Annotated in this window: 12 protein-coding genes; 5 read left to right on the forward strand and 7 right to left on the reverse strand. The window is 65.3% G+C overall.

The annotated features are described in order from the left end of the window. Positions 1–28: 28 nt before the first annotated feature. Together H4W26_RS08850 and H4W26_RS08855 are read right to left on the reverse strand one after the other, a co-directional pair. Positions 29–1,219 (reverse strand): glycerate kinase, encoded by a 1,191-nt coding sequence (locus H4W26_RS08850; protein ID WP_192591691.1) that lies wholly within the window; start codon positions 1,217–1,219, stop codon positions 29–31. Positions 1,220–1,253: 34 nt separating this feature from the next. Then, complete coding sequence (locus H4W26_RS08855; protein WP_192591692.1) at positions 1,254–2,393, reverse strand: mandelate racemase/muconate lactonizing enzyme family protein; 1,140 nt, start codon at positions 2,391–2,393, stop codon at positions 1,254–1,256. 414 nt (positions 2,394–2,807) lie between these two features. Between H4W26_RS08855 and H4W26_RS08860 the strand changes: the two genes are divergently transcribed. The 5 genes from H4W26_RS08860 to H4W26_RS08880 all read left to right on the forward strand — a co-directional run bounded on the left by H4W26_RS08860 (position 2,808) and on the right by H4W26_RS08880 (position 8,622). After that, positions 2,808–3,737 (forward strand): carbohydrate ABC transporter permease, encoded by a 930-nt coding sequence (locus H4W26_RS08860; RefSeq protein WP_192591693.1) that lies wholly within the window; start codon positions 2,808–2,810, stop codon positions 3,735–3,737. Positions 3,738–3,861: 124 nt separating this feature from the next. After that, the gene (locus H4W26_RS08865) at positions 3,862–4,710 is read left to right on the forward strand and encodes a carbohydrate ABC transporter permease (protein ID WP_225939963.1); all 849 of its coding nucleotides are present in this window, start codon (positions 3,862–3,864) and stop codon (positions 4,708–4,710) included. 166 nt (positions 4,711–4,876) lie between these two features. Further along, on the forward strand, positions 4,877–6,235 hold the full coding sequence (locus H4W26_RS08870) for a Gfo/Idh/MocA family protein (RefSeq protein ID WP_192591694.1): 1,359 nt from the start codon (positions 4,877–4,879) through the stop codon (positions 6,233–6,235). Beyond that, positions 6,228–7,151 (forward strand): NAD-dependent epimerase/dehydratase family protein, encoded by a 924-nt coding sequence (locus H4W26_RS08875; protein WP_192591695.1) that lies wholly within the window; start codon positions 6,228–6,230, stop codon positions 7,149–7,151. Before H4W26_RS08870 ends, H4W26_RS08875 begins: the two co-directional genes overlap by 8 nt. Positions 7,152–7,335: 184 nt before the next feature. Further along, on the forward strand, positions 7,336–8,622 hold the full coding sequence (locus tag H4W26_RS08880) for an ABC transporter substrate-binding protein (protein ID WP_192591696.1): 1,287 nt from the start codon (positions 7,336–7,338) through the stop codon (positions 8,620–8,622). Positions 8,623–8,750: 128 nt separating this feature from the next. Here H4W26_RS08880 and H4W26_RS08885 read toward each other — a convergent pair whose 3' ends face one another. Genes H4W26_RS08885 through H4W26_RS08905 form a run of 5 tightly spaced genes read right to left on the reverse strand, consistent with a single transcriptional unit; the run spans position 8,751 to position 14,616 of the window. Beyond that, positions 8,751–9,179 carry a universal stress protein gene (locus H4W26_RS08885; RefSeq protein WP_192591697.1) on the reverse strand — a complete coding sequence of 143 codons (429 nt, stop codon included), beginning with the start codon at positions 9,177–9,179 and terminating at the stop codon, positions 8,751–8,753. Between the two features lie 56 nt (positions 9,180–9,235). Continuing rightward, complete coding sequence (locus H4W26_RS08890) at positions 9,236–10,405, reverse strand: M24 family metallopeptidase (RefSeq protein ID WP_192591698.1); 1,170 nt, start codon at positions 10,403–10,405, stop codon at positions 9,236–9,238. Continuing rightward, positions 10,395–12,512 (reverse strand): DUF6807 family protein, encoded by a 2,118-nt coding sequence (locus tag H4W26_RS08895; protein ID WP_192591699.1) that lies wholly within the window; start codon positions 12,510–12,512, stop codon positions 10,395–10,397. Before H4W26_RS08895 ends, H4W26_RS08890 begins: the two co-directional genes overlap by 11 nt. Then, on the reverse strand, positions 12,509–13,405 hold the full coding sequence (locus tag H4W26_RS08900; RefSeq protein ID WP_192591700.1) for a sugar phosphate isomerase/epimerase family protein: 897 nt from the start codon (positions 13,403–13,405) through the stop codon (positions 12,509–12,511). The genes H4W26_RS08895 and H4W26_RS08900 overlap by 4 nt, the downstream gene beginning before the upstream one ends. Continuing rightward, positions 13,402–14,616 (reverse strand): dihydrodipicolinate synthase family protein, encoded by a 1,215-nt coding sequence (locus H4W26_RS08905; protein ID WP_225939964.1) that lies wholly within the window; start codon positions 14,614–14,616, stop codon positions 13,402–13,404. The genes H4W26_RS08900 and H4W26_RS08905 overlap by 4 nt, the downstream gene beginning before the upstream one ends. Positions 14,617–14,621: the final 5 nt, after the last annotated feature.

Raw genomic sequence — 14,621 nt, forward strand, 5'->3', positions numbered from 1 at the left:
GCCACCTGCCTGCTCTGGGAGCGGGCGCCTAGCTGCGAACGCTGTGCCGCAGCAGTCCGCAGGCCTGCGCCGCGGCATCTTCGATCAGCTCGGGTGCTCGGCGGAGCAGCTCATCGAGCCCTGCCGGCCCTGCGGCGATCGAGAACGCCGCGGTGAGCCCTGCGTCGCGGCACTGGGCGGGACTGAGCTGGACGGCTCCAGCAATGACGACGACGGCGGCGCTCGCCGGGGTGTAGCGGCGTACCGCGTGGACGACCTTTCCGTCCAGTGACTGCGCGTCCAGCGACCCCTCCCCGGTGAGCACCAGGTCCGCCTGCGTGAGGGCCGCTTCGAGTCCCACTGCCTCGGCGACCATCTGCGCGCCCGGCAGGATCTCGGCTTCGAGCAGGACCGACAGGGTCACGGGGAGTCCGCCCGCTGCTCCGAAGCCCGGCGCGGCCTGCAGCTGCTGTGTGTTCCGGTCACTCAGGCGCGCCAGCGTGTCTGCCAGGTGTGCCAGGCCCGCGTCGAGGAGCTGGACCTGCTCCGCCGTCGCCCCCTTCTGAGGCCCGAAGACCGCAGCCGCCCCGCGCGGTCCGGTGAGCGGGTTCTCCACGTCCACGGCGATGCGCCAGCGCACGCTCTGCGCCCGTGGATGGAGCTTTGAGGTGTCGATCGCGGCGATCTGAGCGAGCCCTGTGCCGCCGGGGCTCACCGGCTTCGAGCCTTCATCGAGGAACCTCACGCCCAGGGCGCGGAGGAGTCCGGTGCCGCCGTCGGTGGTGGCCGAGCCGCCGATGCAGAGCAGGATCTCCGCACAGTGCGGATCTTCGAGGAGCTCGCGAGCGATGAGGCCCACTCCCCAGCTGTCCGCGCGCAGCGGCCGAAGCGGCTGATCTGCGACCTGCGGGAGGCCATTGGCCTGCGCCGCCTCGATGATGCCGATCCGACGGTCGGGGGACCGGCCATACCGGGCTGTCACCGGACGGCCGATCGCGTCGAGCACCTCCACGGACTCCGCCGCCGTCCCCCAGGCCGCGAGCAGCGCGTCCAGCGTGCCCTCACCACCGTCGGCGAAGGGCAGCTGCAGGATCTCTGCCTCAGCGAAGACTTGGTGGACCCCGCGCGCCATCGCCGCCGCGGCCTCGGACGCCGAGGCAGATCCCTTGAAGGAGTCCGGCACGCAGACGACGCGGCGTGGTCCGTGGGAGCGTTGAAGGTCGACGGCGAGTGTGCTCATAGCGGAAGGACCTTTCAAGGGACGGCCGATCGGTTCACTCTAGGACGTACTGTCGGATGAGGTGCTTCTGTAGCATGGTCTCGTCTGGTTCGAACCCCAGTCCCGGGGCGCTGCCGAGCCGAAGCTCTGGTCCAGCGCCATGGAGTGGGTGCAGCGCCTCCGGCCACTGCAGGAACGGGACTTCCAACCGAGTGGGCGTGGGAAGCGAGGCGGTGATCTGTGCTGAGGCGAGCAGGGCGGGCCCGTAGTAGAAGCAGTGGGGAACCACGGGAACCCCGAGCTCCGCGCCCGCCTCGATGACTTCCAGCATGGCTGAGACTCCACCGATCTTCCCCACGCTGGGCTGCGCGCAGGAGAGCGCCCCGCTGCGCATCTGGTCAATCAGACCGGCCACTCCTGAGGCATTCTCACCAGCGGATATATTCCCGAACCGTTGGTTCAATCGGGTCAGTGCAGCTCTGTCGTCTGGAGGGAAGACGGGTTCTTCCATCCACAGCAGCTCATAGGAAGACAGTGCCTCGAGGGCGATCGTCGCCTCTTCTTCGCTCCAGCGGCAGTTGACGTCGGTCATGAGATCCGCCCCGGGGCCAGCTTGTCGGCGGGCTGCCGCGATCGCCTCGGGCGTGGACTCGTGGAGTTTGAACGCTGAGTAGCCCTGTGCTTGTGCCCGAGCGATGTGGTGGGCGACCTCCACGGGATCCTCTGCGTAGTGGACAAGGGAGGCGTAGCAGTCCACAGCATCCCGAGCAGAGGACGAGAGAAGGTGTCGCAACGGCGTGTCCTCCCGCTGCGCACGAAGGTCCCACAGGGCCGTGTCCATCGCCGAAAGGGCGAAGTGGACAGGTCCTGTTCGCCCAAATGCGTGGAATGCGTATTCCGCATCGTGTCGCGTGGTCAGTGGATCGGCGACCCGGTGCAGATAGTACGGTCCGACGATCTCTTCCAACGCGGCCCATGAGGCTGGGTTGGTGCGGTGGCCGAAAGCCTCCCCCCACCCCGTCCGGCCATCGGTGTCGGTCACCTTGACCATGAGTGACTCCATGGCGGTGAAGGATTGGGAGGATGCGTTGTACTCATCCACGGATTCGTCCCCCACCACACGGCGCGATGCACTGAACGGCATTGATACGAGGATCAGCTCAATCCGCGCCACGTCGGGCTTATTCTGGGACATCGTGCTCCTCACGCTCCTCCATCGTCTCGGCCTGCGGCGGCCCGTCGGCTGCGGTGTGATCGAGCCTATCCAGGGTCAGTGATGCAGTCCACAGGATCTCAGTGCATACAGTGATACAGGAAATGCATCACTGGACATGCCCTCTGAGTCTGCCAGACAGCGATCCGCGCCCTTCGGCGGATCCCCGATCACGCCCTGGGGCATGTCCCTCGGCGAAGGTCTGGCAGCTGAGCAATTTTTCGTCCAGGTTCCTACATGTGCTTGACCTCACATGTGACCTATCTTACGGTGGACACGACCCAGTTCGGAAAGCGATTTCCCAATCACTCCCAAGGAGGCAGCCATGCTGTCCCAGACTCATCACAGGGGTTCGCACCATGAGTGCCTACCTCGCGTGGCAGGAAAGGTGGCGCCATGAGTGTCGTCGCTGAGCTCCAGCAGCTGCGCAAGACGCCCAAGGGCGAACGGCGCAAGAACAAGGACAACCTTCCGGGGCACCTGTTCCTGCTGCCGTGGACCGTCGGCCTGTTCGGCATCACACTGTTTCCGATGGCCGCTTCTCTTTACCTGGCCTTCACGGACTACAACCTGCTCCAGTCGCCCGAGTGGATCGGAATCGACAACATCACGCGGATGATCAGTGATGATCGTCTGCACAATTCACTCCAGGTGACCTTCACGTACGTCTTCATCGGCGTGCCGATCCAGCTGGCAGTGTCGCTGGCGATCGCCATGTTGCTGGACCGGGGGATGAGGGCGCTTCCGTTCTACCGTTCGGTCTTCTACCTGCCCTCCATGCTGGGTGCTTCTGTGGCCATCGCGGTTCTGTGGCGTCAGATCTTCGGCTATTCAGGTCTGATCAATCAGCTGCTCGAGATGGTGGGCATCGAGGGGCGTGGCTGGGTCTCCAGTCCCGACACCGCTCTTGCCACACTGATCATTCTTCATGTCTGGACGTTCGGCGCACCCATGGTGATCTTCCTTGCCGGGCTGCGTCAGATTCCAGACATGTTCTACGAAGCGGCCTCCATCGATGGAGCGAGCCGGTTCAAGCAGTTCTTCACGATCACCATTCCGCTGCTCACACCGATCATCTTCTTCAACCTGGTGCTGCAGCTCATCGGAGCCTTCCAGAACTTCACTCAGGCCTTCGTGGTCTCGGGTGGTACGGGCGGCCCGGCAGATTCCACGCTGTTCTACACGCTGTATCTGTACCAGCAGGGCTTCAACCGATTCGACATGGGCTATGCCTCGGCCATGGCGTGGTTGTTGGTCCTGATCATCTCCGCCATCACGGTGGTCAACTTCTGGCTCTCGAAATACTGGGTGCACTACGATGACTGATTCAACTTTCACCTCCTCCACCGGCACGAAGTCCGGCGCGATCACGGATACCCGTGCTGAGAAGGAAATGTCCGTCGCGACGTCCTCTCTGGCTGATGCCGCCACGACCGGCTCCAAGAAGCCGATGCGTTCCGTCTCCAACCGCGAACGCGGAGTCAGGGCGACGATCAAGCACATCGTGATGGTCCTGGCCTCGCTGGTGATGATCTATCCGCTGCTATGGATGCTCGTCTCCTCGCTGCGGCCCAATGATCTGATCTTCCGAGAACCCGGCATCCTGCTCACCACCCTGGAGTTCAGCAACTACGTCCAGGGGTGGAACGCGCTGAGCCATCCCTTCAGCCACTTCCTCTGGAACTCCGCGATCGTGGTCTTCGGGTCCATCCTGGCGAACCTGGTCTCCTGCTCCATGGCGGCCTACGCCTTCGCCCGACTGGACTTCAGGTTCAAGAAGCCGATGTTCGCGCTCATGCTGCTGACGATCATGCTGCCGGTGCACGTGGTGATCATCCCGCAGTACATCCTGTTCTCGAACCTCGGCTGGGTGAACACCTTCCTGCCGCTGATCGTGCCCAAAATGCTGGCCACGGACGCCTTCTTCATCTTCCTGATGATCCAGTTCATCCGCGGCATTCCGAAGGACCTCGATGAGGCTGCGCGCATCGACGGGGCGGGCCACATCCGGATCTTCCTGCAGGTGATCCTGCCGCTGATGATTCCAGCGCTGGCCACCACCACGATCTTCACGTTCATGTGGACCTGGAACGACCTGTTCAGTCAGCTGATCTTCCTGACCTCACCAGACATGTATACAGTGCCACTGGCGCTCTCCGCGTTCATCGACTCCACCGGCGAATCCAACTGGGGCGGGATGTTCGCGATGTCGATCGTCTCGATCCTGCCGCTGTTCCTGATCTTCCTCTTTGGTCAGCGGTTCCTCATCAAGGGCATGGCCACCACCGGCATCAAGTAGGCCTATGTCGGCTCACCGAGAAGCGACCGTCCCCCGTCCACGACGGCGGGCGGTCGCTTTTCGGTGAGGCCGGTCGATACCGGATCGACACACTGCGATACCCCTATCCGCCCCCTCCAATCCGCGACAGCCCCCACGCCCTACCAGCACGAAGGAGCGGCTCACGATGAGCTCAACAACCAGGACAGAGACCGCACGCACCCGCTATGTGATCATCGGGATGGGCAACCGCTGTGAGATGTACATCAACGCCATCTCCGGTCCACATGCCGACGTGGCCGAGCTTGTCGCCCTGGCAGACACCAACCCGGGCCGGGTCCAGTACTACCAGGACCAGGTGGCGTCCGACTCAGGGCAGCGTCCCGCCAGCTTCGACCCGGCCGCGCTCACGCAGTTCATCCGGAGCGAGGCGATCGACCGGGTCATCATCACCAGTCCCGACTTCACCCACGCCGACTACATCGTGGAGAGCCTGACAGCCGGCGCCGATGTCATCGTGGAGAAGCCGCTCACGGTCAGTGCGGAGGCGAGCGCACGGATCGCGAAGACGGTCCGAGAGACCGGACGTGAGGTCATCGTCACCTTCAACTACCGCTACTCACCGCGCAACACCGCGTTGAAAGCCGCGATCCAAGACGGAACCATCGGCGACGTCACCTCGGTGGACTTCACCTGGGTGTTGGACACCGTCCACGGCGCCGATTATTTCCGCCGCTGGCACCGCATCAAAGAGAATTCCGGGGGACTGCTGATCCACAAGGCCAGCCACCACTTCGACCTGGTGAACTGGTGGATCCACGACGTCCCACAACGCGTCTACGCCTCGGGCGGCCTGAAGTTCTACGGGGCTGAATCTGCCGCCAAGCGTGGCATCACCGCCTCCGAACGTGGCACTCGAGAGGGCTCCGAGGCTGACCCCTTTGCGCTGGACCTGCGCTCGGACGAACGGCTGCAGGGGCTCTACCTGAACAACGAACACCATGACGGCTACCGACGTGACCAGGACGTCTTCTCCGAGGGCATCACCATCGAGGACAACCTCGCGCTGGTCGTGGACTACTCCCGCGGGGCGATCCTGAACTACTCGCTCAACGCGCACAGTCCCTGGGAGGGCTACCGGGTCGCCGTCAACGGCACTGAGGGGCGCCTTGAGCTTGAGGTGATCGAACGCGCCGCCGTCCTGCCCGCAGCCGGCGGATCTCCCGTGGATCCGTCGGTCAGCGACGACGCGCAGTCGAACCAGCTGCGCGCAAAGGGAGAACGGCTGCTGCTGCAGCGCCATTGGGAGGAGGCTCGGGAGGTGGAGATCATCAACGGCGAAGGCGCCCACGGCGGTGGGGACAGGCTGTTGCTGGCCGATATCTTCCGCGGCGCCGGCGAGGACCCCTACGAACGCCCTGCCGGACTGGTGGACGGGATCCAGGCCATCGCCGTCGGAATCTGCGGCAATGAGTCCCTCGCCACGGGGACTGCGATCAGGGTTGGGGACCTGAATCTGGGATTGGAGGCTGCCGCCCATGTCTGAGCGAGTCATCATCACCGGAGGCTCTGGCCGACTTGGGCGCAGCGTCGTAGCCGGTTTCGCCGCGGCGGGCCACGATGTCGTCAGCATCGATCAGACGCTGCCTGAGAACCCCGCGAGGGGTGTGACATATCGCAGCATCGATCTGCTCGACGCTGCGTCCACCCAGGCTCTCTTCGAGGAGCTGCGACCTGGCGCAGTGGTCTCTCTGGCTGCCATCGCGGTGCCCTTCAGCGCCCCCGAGGATGTGATCCTGCGGACCAACGCGGGGATCGCGCACAATGTCACGGCCGCAGCAGTGGCCTCCGGTGCGAAGAAGGTGATCATCGCCTCCAGCCCGTCGATCATGGGCTATGGCTCGCCCGCCGGCTGGGTGCCGCCGCGGCTGCCGCTTGACGAGGACGTCGTCCCTCAGCCGTGGCACGCCTATGGGCTGAGCAAGTATGTGGCGGAGCAGGTGGCGGCGATGTTCGCTCAGCAGACCGATGAGGTGAAGTTCATCAGCTTCAGGCCCTGCTATGTGATCGCACCCGAGGAATGGGAGGGTGCTGCGACTCAGCAGGGACACACGATCGCCGAGCGGCTGGACGACCCGTCGCTCTCGGCGGTGGCGCTGTTCAACTATGTGGACGCCCGCGACGTGACCGACTTTCTGCTCACCGCCCTCGCGAACATCGACCGGGTGGAGAACGGTGCTGTGTTCTTCGTCGGTGCCAAGGATGCGATGGCCCGCCGACCGTTGGCTGAGCTCATCCCGGAGCACTTCCCCGCACTGTCGCACCTGGCCACAGGTCTCACAGGGGATGCCCCGGCGTTCTCCGTGCAGAAGGCCAAAGAGGTGCTCGGGTGGGAGCCCACACGCTCCTGGCGGTCCGAGCTGAGGACCGAGCCGGGCTCCGGTCCGGACACCTCAACCTGAGGTTTGTCCGGCCCGACCCCTTAGGCCTGACTGCCCGGCATCCCACGATGCGACCCGGGCATGCTCATTCCCTTGAGTGTGAACAGAATCACATCTAGGCTCCTATTGAATCGTTTTATTCACAAGTTCGGCCGTTTTCCAGACCTTGGGCACGGCCGAGCAATGAGCCTTCAGGGAAGAAGCTATGCAAGTACACCTTCGATCTGCTCAGTTCACGGCCGTCGGACTGGCCGCCCTGCTGGGCCTCACCGCCTGTGGTTCTGGAGATGCTCAGGCCGGGGGTGAGGGAGACGAACCGGTGGAGCTCAGCCTTGCGTACTGGGGTGGCGGTCTGCGTGTGGAGCAGACCGAGGCGATCATCGAGGCTTTCGAGGCGGAACATCCCGACATCTCGGTCACCGGCGCCTACTCCGACTTCAGTGGACACTGGGAGCAGCTGGCCACACAGACGGCCGGCGGTGATACGCCGGATCTGATCCAGATGGACGACAAGTACCTCCGGGAGTACGCGGACCGTGGAGTGCTGCTGGATCTCACAGATGTCGATGTCTCCCAGATGGACGAGGATGCTGCCAACAACGGTCGCACCGAAGAGGGACTCTTCGGCATCACGACCGGGGTGAACTCCCTGGCGCTGGGCATGAATCCGGCACTCTTCGAAGAGGCCGGCGTCGACGTGCCGGACGACACGACCTGGACGTGGGAGGACTTCGCCGAGATCACCACTGAGCTCAGCGCGAATCTCGATGGCTCCTATGGCACGAACGAGACCAATGAACCTGGGGGCTTCCAGGTATGGCTTCGTCAAGACGGAAAACACCTCACCACCGAAGACGGTGAGCTCGGCTTCGAGGAGCAGGACCTCGTCGAGTACTACGAGTATTGGCTGGAGCTCGCACGCGACGGCGGAATGCCGCCCGCGGATGTGATGGCGGAAAATCGAGGGGCGAGTCCGGAACAGCAGCTCATCCATACCGGCCGGGTCGCGCTCGCGCCGATGTGGACCAGTTCTCTGGCGGGAATCTCAGAATCGGCCGGTGTGGAGATGGAGCTGCTGCGCTTCCCATCGAAGACCGGGGAGGCGGAGGACAGCGGGGCCTGGTCCAAGTCCTCGATGTTCATGTCCGCCTCTGCCAGCACGGAACACCCGGAGGAGGTGCAGACGTTCATCGACTTCATGATCAACGACGTGGACGCAGGTCTTCTCGGTCTCACTGATCGAGGTCTGCCCTCTCAGCAGGAGGTGCGAGCGGCCGTCCTCGACGAGATAGAGGGTCAGGATCTCAAGTCTGCCGAATTCGTCGCTGAGATCGGCGAGGAGATCGCTGGACCAGAACCGGTGCCGGCTCTGGGATTCTCCGCCATCCAAGAGACGATGGTGCGCTTCGAGGATGAGCTCTACTTCGAGCGGCTCAGTCCCGAGGAGGCAGCTGCCGCAGTGATCACAGAGATGCAGGCCGCGATCGAATAGCCGACGAGCAGAACAGTCGGAGAGCCGCGACGTCCTCAGCGGGTCGCGACTCGGCATGACCAGGCCCGCCTCCTAGCTCGTGGGGCGGGCCTGGTCATGCTGTGCGGCTCATGCGCCGCTCGAAGCGATCAGTCGGCGTAGGTGTTCGCGATGTAGACATCGCAGGTGGCATTGTGCGACACCGAGTTGGCCACGCTGCCCAGCACCCTCCGGGCGCCGCGCATGCGCTGATTTCCGACGACGATCATCTCGGCATCGGCCTTGTCGGCGTAGTCGATCAGGGCCTCCGAGGGCTTGCCCTGTGCCGACCCAGCCTGAATCTTGAGACCAGGAGTGCGAAGCCCCTTGACCACCTGCTCGGCGATGTAGAGGGCGTTGTCAGCACCGGAGACCACCCACTGGTCCGACCCGCTGTTCACATGTTCGATGGTGGCATCGGTATGAGCGGAGACCACGTGGAGCGGGACTCCAAGTCGGATCGCGAGGTCTCGCGCCTTGTGCGCTGCTCGCTGGGCTGTGGGGCTTCCATCCACGCCGACGACGATCGGTCCGGTCATCTTGTTCTCCTTCAGTGATTGTGAGCCTTGCCACGCTTCAGCGTAGTCGAGGTGATTCAGAGGCGCAGAACGCTCGGCCGTGCCCTGCCGTCGATCTGGACCGTGGGCCAGCGCGAATCCACCGAGAGCACGTCCACCCATGGGGAGGCAGAGCCTTCGCTGCGCAGCACCACAGTGTCTTCGATCTTCGCCGCCAGACGCCGTGCGGGGTCAAACCCACTCGGGTTCAGCGCAAACGCCTGGTTCGGATGGATGAGATCGCGGACTCCAGGACTGAGTCGGGGGTCTCTTCCCTGGTACCCCGCAGCCCCGCCCTGGTGGTGGCGCGTCCACTCCTGGACGTCCAGACCGTGACGAGGATACGCGGCCATGAGTTCCTCGAGCACCGCCTCGAGAGCGACTCCGGGAGCGAGCGCGCCGAGCGCGTCTGCCTCCACTCGGGCGATCGCTTCGTCCAGCGCTTCCTCGCCGGGGAGTGGATCCTCGAACGCCACCCAGCGGGTGACATTGGCGATCAGCCCGCCGCGTCTCGCGCAGACCACGGCCATGGCCCGCCGGCCCAGCGTGGCGTCGGTGGGGAGGGGGTGCCGGTGTGCCGCCCTCGAGGCACCGTTGGCGAGCAGGACCACCGGATCGGCTCCAGCCGTGATGATCAGCGGGGCCAGGCCCGCGCTCAGCTGACGCTCTGTGGTCTCTGGGGTCGCCGCAGAGAGAACCTCTGTCAGCGCGGAGGCGGCGTCCGTGCAGAGTCCGCGGTACCGTTCGATCTCCGGGGGCAGCAATGAGGCGCGCGCTGCTCGGAGCTCGAGCGCCGCGGAGGTCTCGCTCAGCAGCGTCCAGGCACCGCTCACGGGCAGCCACTCGCTGATGGCGGCCAGATCGCTGTACCAGGGGAGCTCATGGACCTGCACCGGCGCCCCGGCGAGCAGCAGAGTGTCCAGCTCCTCCTCGCACATGCGGTCGGACTCATTCGCGAAGACGCCGATCTCCACCCCTTCGCGGTGCACCACGGCGTTCAGAATCGGCGGTCCCGCCAGGGAGACGTGTACCCGCGCCCCAAGCAGCAGCCAGGACAGCGCCCCCGCGGTGTTGAGCACGAGGGCGTCGGCCTCACGGTCTTCGAGGATCTGGACCAGGCGGGCATGCTTGGTCTCGAATTCGTCCTGTGCGGCTTCGAGCTCTGTGGGACTGCTGCGCCGCCTTGGGCGAGGGGCGTCAGCCGACATGGTCGGCCACCTGCGCGGAGCTGAGCCGTGAATCGAGGACCATCACGCGGAGCGCACGTCGGACGCTTTCCCCCGGCGTGGCCAGCACTGCTTCGTCCCATGCCAGGGACATGCCTACACCTGGATAGGACGCGTGCCGCACGAACCACGGATCGGGGTTGCCCTCCTCGCGCAGGAAGATCAGGGTGGCTGGTCCTGCGCGTCCTGCGCGGCTGGGAAGGGGCAGAAAGTCCGCGCTGACCGCCAGCCACGAGGTGTGACTGCCATGGACGGCCTCCTCCCCCTTGGCCTCGGCCGTGAAGAACTCCGCCTCGCCCAGGGCCGGCAGTCGCCAGAAGAAGCCGCCGTAGCCGCCCTGGAGCCTTCCGTTGGAACCAGGACTTCCCAGCGAGACCGCCTGAGCGCCGGCCGGGCTCAGCGTTGAGGCGAAGTCCATGATCCAGCCGGACGGATGTGCGGCGTCGATGCTGACGCTGGTCTCCCGGCGCTCCTGCAGAACCGCCGCCCCCGGCGGGTCGACCCAGGTCAGCTGCTGGTCCAACCGTTGACCCAGGGGAGCTTCGGTGACCTGCTCGGAGGTGGGCTCGATCCTTCCGTGGTCATCACGCCAGACATAGCGTCCCGTCTCGCGGGTGTAGGTGCGACCGCCCCAGAAATTGGTGCCGTTGACGTCCTGGAGGGCCACGCCCACCCCCAGATGCCACGTGTGGTCAAGGGGCTGCTGGTCCGTGACCACCACACCCCCGAGGGTCCGTATCTGGTCGAGGAAGGGTCGTGGTGAGTCTGTGGGAGAGATGTCGGACCCGGAGCGCAGGTCCATCACGGGCAGCGAACTGCCATTGAGATGGACGCTCAACTGACCCGTGGAGGCCGGAGGTGCTGCCCAGGGCACACCTAGTGAGGAGAACGAGCTGGGGGCTGCCTTGACCGCCCGCGCAAGGTGAAGCTCGATGTCGGTCAGCACGGGATGAGCATCCTCGCCCTCGCCGGACCAGCTCAGATGCTCCTCCGCGATGCCCTGGGGGGCCTTCGCGGTGCGCACGGCTTCGAGCACTCGCATGAACGCTCCGTGATCCGCCAGCGGGGAGAGCAGCTGCGCGGATGTGCCGTCGAGTCGCGTGACCCCGTCCTGGACGTCGATGAGATTCTCCAGCAAGTTGGTCCGCTCGAACTGGTATGTCTGGGGTCCGATCTCGGCGTATCCAGGTCGCTGAGTGTTCGGACGCACCACAAGTTCATCGCGGGTGTAGTAGAAGATGGCCTCACCCTCGGTTCCGGAGATGGTGATCCACGGGTCCTGCTGTTCTGCAGCGCAGAGGGTCAGCGCGGCGGTCACGGGGATGCCCGCAGTGGTGCGCAGCTGCACGATGGAGGTGTCATCGGCCTCGATGTCGTGGGCGTGATGCAGCTCGGTGTGCAGCTCTGCCACGTCGTCCAGCGTCTTGGCGCCGGCGATGTGCAGTGCGGTCTTGACCGCGTGCGCGAGCGGATTGGTGACCACGCCGTCCACCACGGGCACGCCGTCCATCTCACGCCTTCCGGCCCAGGGTGAGCGCTGGTAGTACGACACTGTGCGCAGCCAGAGCCCGGTGGCGCCGACGGCCCGGAGCTCTCCGATGAGTCCCGGTTCCCCCTGAGCGCCGGTCAGCAGCTCTGTGATCGCTGGAAGCGCATGGGAGCCCAGCGACTGGAAGCCGACCTGTACTCGACGGCCGCACGTCTCTGCCACGGTCATGAGCTGGGTGAACTGGTCCAGGGTCGCCGTGGGTGGCTTCTCCAACAACACGTCTGCCCCGGCTTGCAGCGCTTCGGCGGCGAGTTCGAAGTGGGTGTTGATCGGTGTGGAAACGATCACGATGTCTGGGTGGTGCCCCGCCTCGTATGCCTGGGCCAAGGTCTGGTACACCGGGATGTCTCCACGGATCTCGGGGCCCGGATCCGAGAACGACACCCCCGCGATCAACTTTGCGCGCCCACCTGCGGTGAGCCGTGCCAGGTTCAAGAGGTGTTGACGGCCGAAGCCGTCCAGGCCGATGAGCACCACGGTTCGAACGGGTTCTTCCGCCTCGGTCGCCGCCGTGGAGGCCACGGCGTGGGGCGAGTTCATGACCGGACCCCTGCCTCGGCCTCGCGCAGCGACGGGAGCACCAGCTCCTCGTAGCGCTGCCTCATGGTCTCCAGAGTGAGGCGTGCATCCTGGTTGTTGATCTTCTCGTTGAAGATCTCCACCTCCACGGGACCGGTGTATCCCGCCGCGGCCACCCAGCGGCTGATCGTCGGAAAGTCCACGTATCCGTCGCCCATCATGCCCCGAGACTTCAGCGCATCGGCCGCCAGAGGCAGATTGAAGTCGCAGACCTGGTAGCTGGCAATGCGGTTCTCCGCGCCGGCACGGGCGATCATCGCCTCCAGCTGCGGGTCCCACCACACATGGAACGTGTCGACCACGACTCCGAGGGTCTCTGCAGGGTGGTCGGCGGCGAGTTCCAGCGCCTCACCCAGGGTGGAGAGGACCGCTCGGTCTGCGGCGTACATCGGGTGAAGGGGTTCCAGCACGAGCCTGACCTGGTGTTCAGCGGCGTACGGAACCAGCTCGGCGATGCCTTCGGCTACGCGTGCTCGGGCACCGAGGATGTCTTTGTCTGCGGGGTCACCGGATCCTCCGATCAGGTGTGCCGCGGCGGGCAGACCCCCGACCACCATGATCAGCTCACCGGCGCCGATGGCCGCCGCCTCGCGGATCGCTGCCCGGTTGGACTCCAGCGCCGCGCGTCGCCCCTGAACATCGGCCGGGGTGAGGAACCCGCCACGGCACAGCGTGGTCGCCTTCAGCCCCGCCGCCGAAATGATCGACGCCGCCTTCTCGGCGCCACCAGCCTGCTCCAGCAGGTGCCGCCAGGGGCCGATGTGCTGCAGTCCAGACTCGGCGACTGCCTCCGCTGCCTGTTCGAGGCTCAGCGTGGGCGTGGTGCCGGTGTTCAGCGAGAGTTCGAAGCTCATGCCAGGCCCCCGGTCTTCAGCAGTGAGGTCATCCGCGCGGCGGCCAGCTGTGGATCGCGCAGCAGTCCCGCCTGATCGGCGAGCACGAAGGTATGCGCCAGATGGGTGAGTGAGCGCCCGGAATGCAGCCCGCCGACCAGTTGGAAGCCGCTCTGGTGGCCGTTGAGCCAGGAGAGGAAGGCGATGCCGGTCTTGTAGTACAAGGTGGGTGCGGCGAAGATGTGCTTGCCCAGAGCTCGGGTTGAGTCCAGGATCTCGCGTCCCCGCGCGGACTCGCCGGCGTCGTAGGCCTGCAGGGCAGCGGAGGCCGCCGGGTAGATGGCGGCGAAGATCCCCAGCAGTGCGTCTGAGTAGGCGTGTTCGTCGCCGTCGATGAGCTCGGGGTAGTTGAAGTCGTCTCCGGTATAGAGGCGCACATTCATCGGAAGCGCGGCCCGCAGCTGCTTCTCATGCTCGGCGTCGAGCAGCGAGACCTTCACGCCGTCGACCTTGGCGGCATTCGACTGGATCAGCTGAAGGAACGTGTCAGTGGCCGCCGGGACGTCATCGGAGCCCCAGTACCCGGCAAGAGCCGGATCGAACATTGGGCCCAGCCAGTGCAGGATGACCGGTTCCTTGGCCCGTTCGAGCAGCTGGGAGTAGACCAACAGGTAATCCTCAGGCCCCGCGGCCACCTTGGCCAACGCGCGGGAAGCCATCAGGATGACCTTCGCGCCCGAATCCTCGACCACCTGCAGCTGTTCCTGATAAGCGGCGAGCACGGCCTCGAGTCCCGACCCTCCCGCCTCGACCCCGGCGGGGTCCAGCTGGTCGGTGCCGGCGCCGCAGGCGATGAGGTCTCGGACGGAACGCCCTGCCAGTGCCGGGTGGCGCTGTGAGCGGACGACGGCGGCAGCCTCGGCCGCCGAGCGACGGATCAGCTCCTGGGTGGCCTTCCAATCGAGTCCCATGCCGCGCTGGGCGGTGTCCATGGCATCGGCCACGCCGAGCCCGTAGGACCAAAGCTCGTGGCGGTAGGCCAGTGTTGCCTCCCAGTCCAGCTGGGCGGGTGCGCCGGGCACGTTCTCTGCGGTCATCACGGGAACAACGTGTGCTGCGGCGTAGACCTTCCGTGAGGTGAGTGGCTTCTCCGGGCGCGGGAAGTCACCGGGTCCGCTCATCGTGTAGCTGATCAGCTGACCCTCGGGTGAGGGCAGGTCCAGGGTGGGCAGCGTAG

Origin of the sequence: Nesterenkonia halotolerans (genome assembly GCF_014874065.1) — a bacterium.
Taxonomy (GTDB): domain Bacteria; phylum Actinomycetota; class Actinomycetes; order Actinomycetales; family Micrococcaceae; genus Nesterenkonia; species Nesterenkonia halotolerans.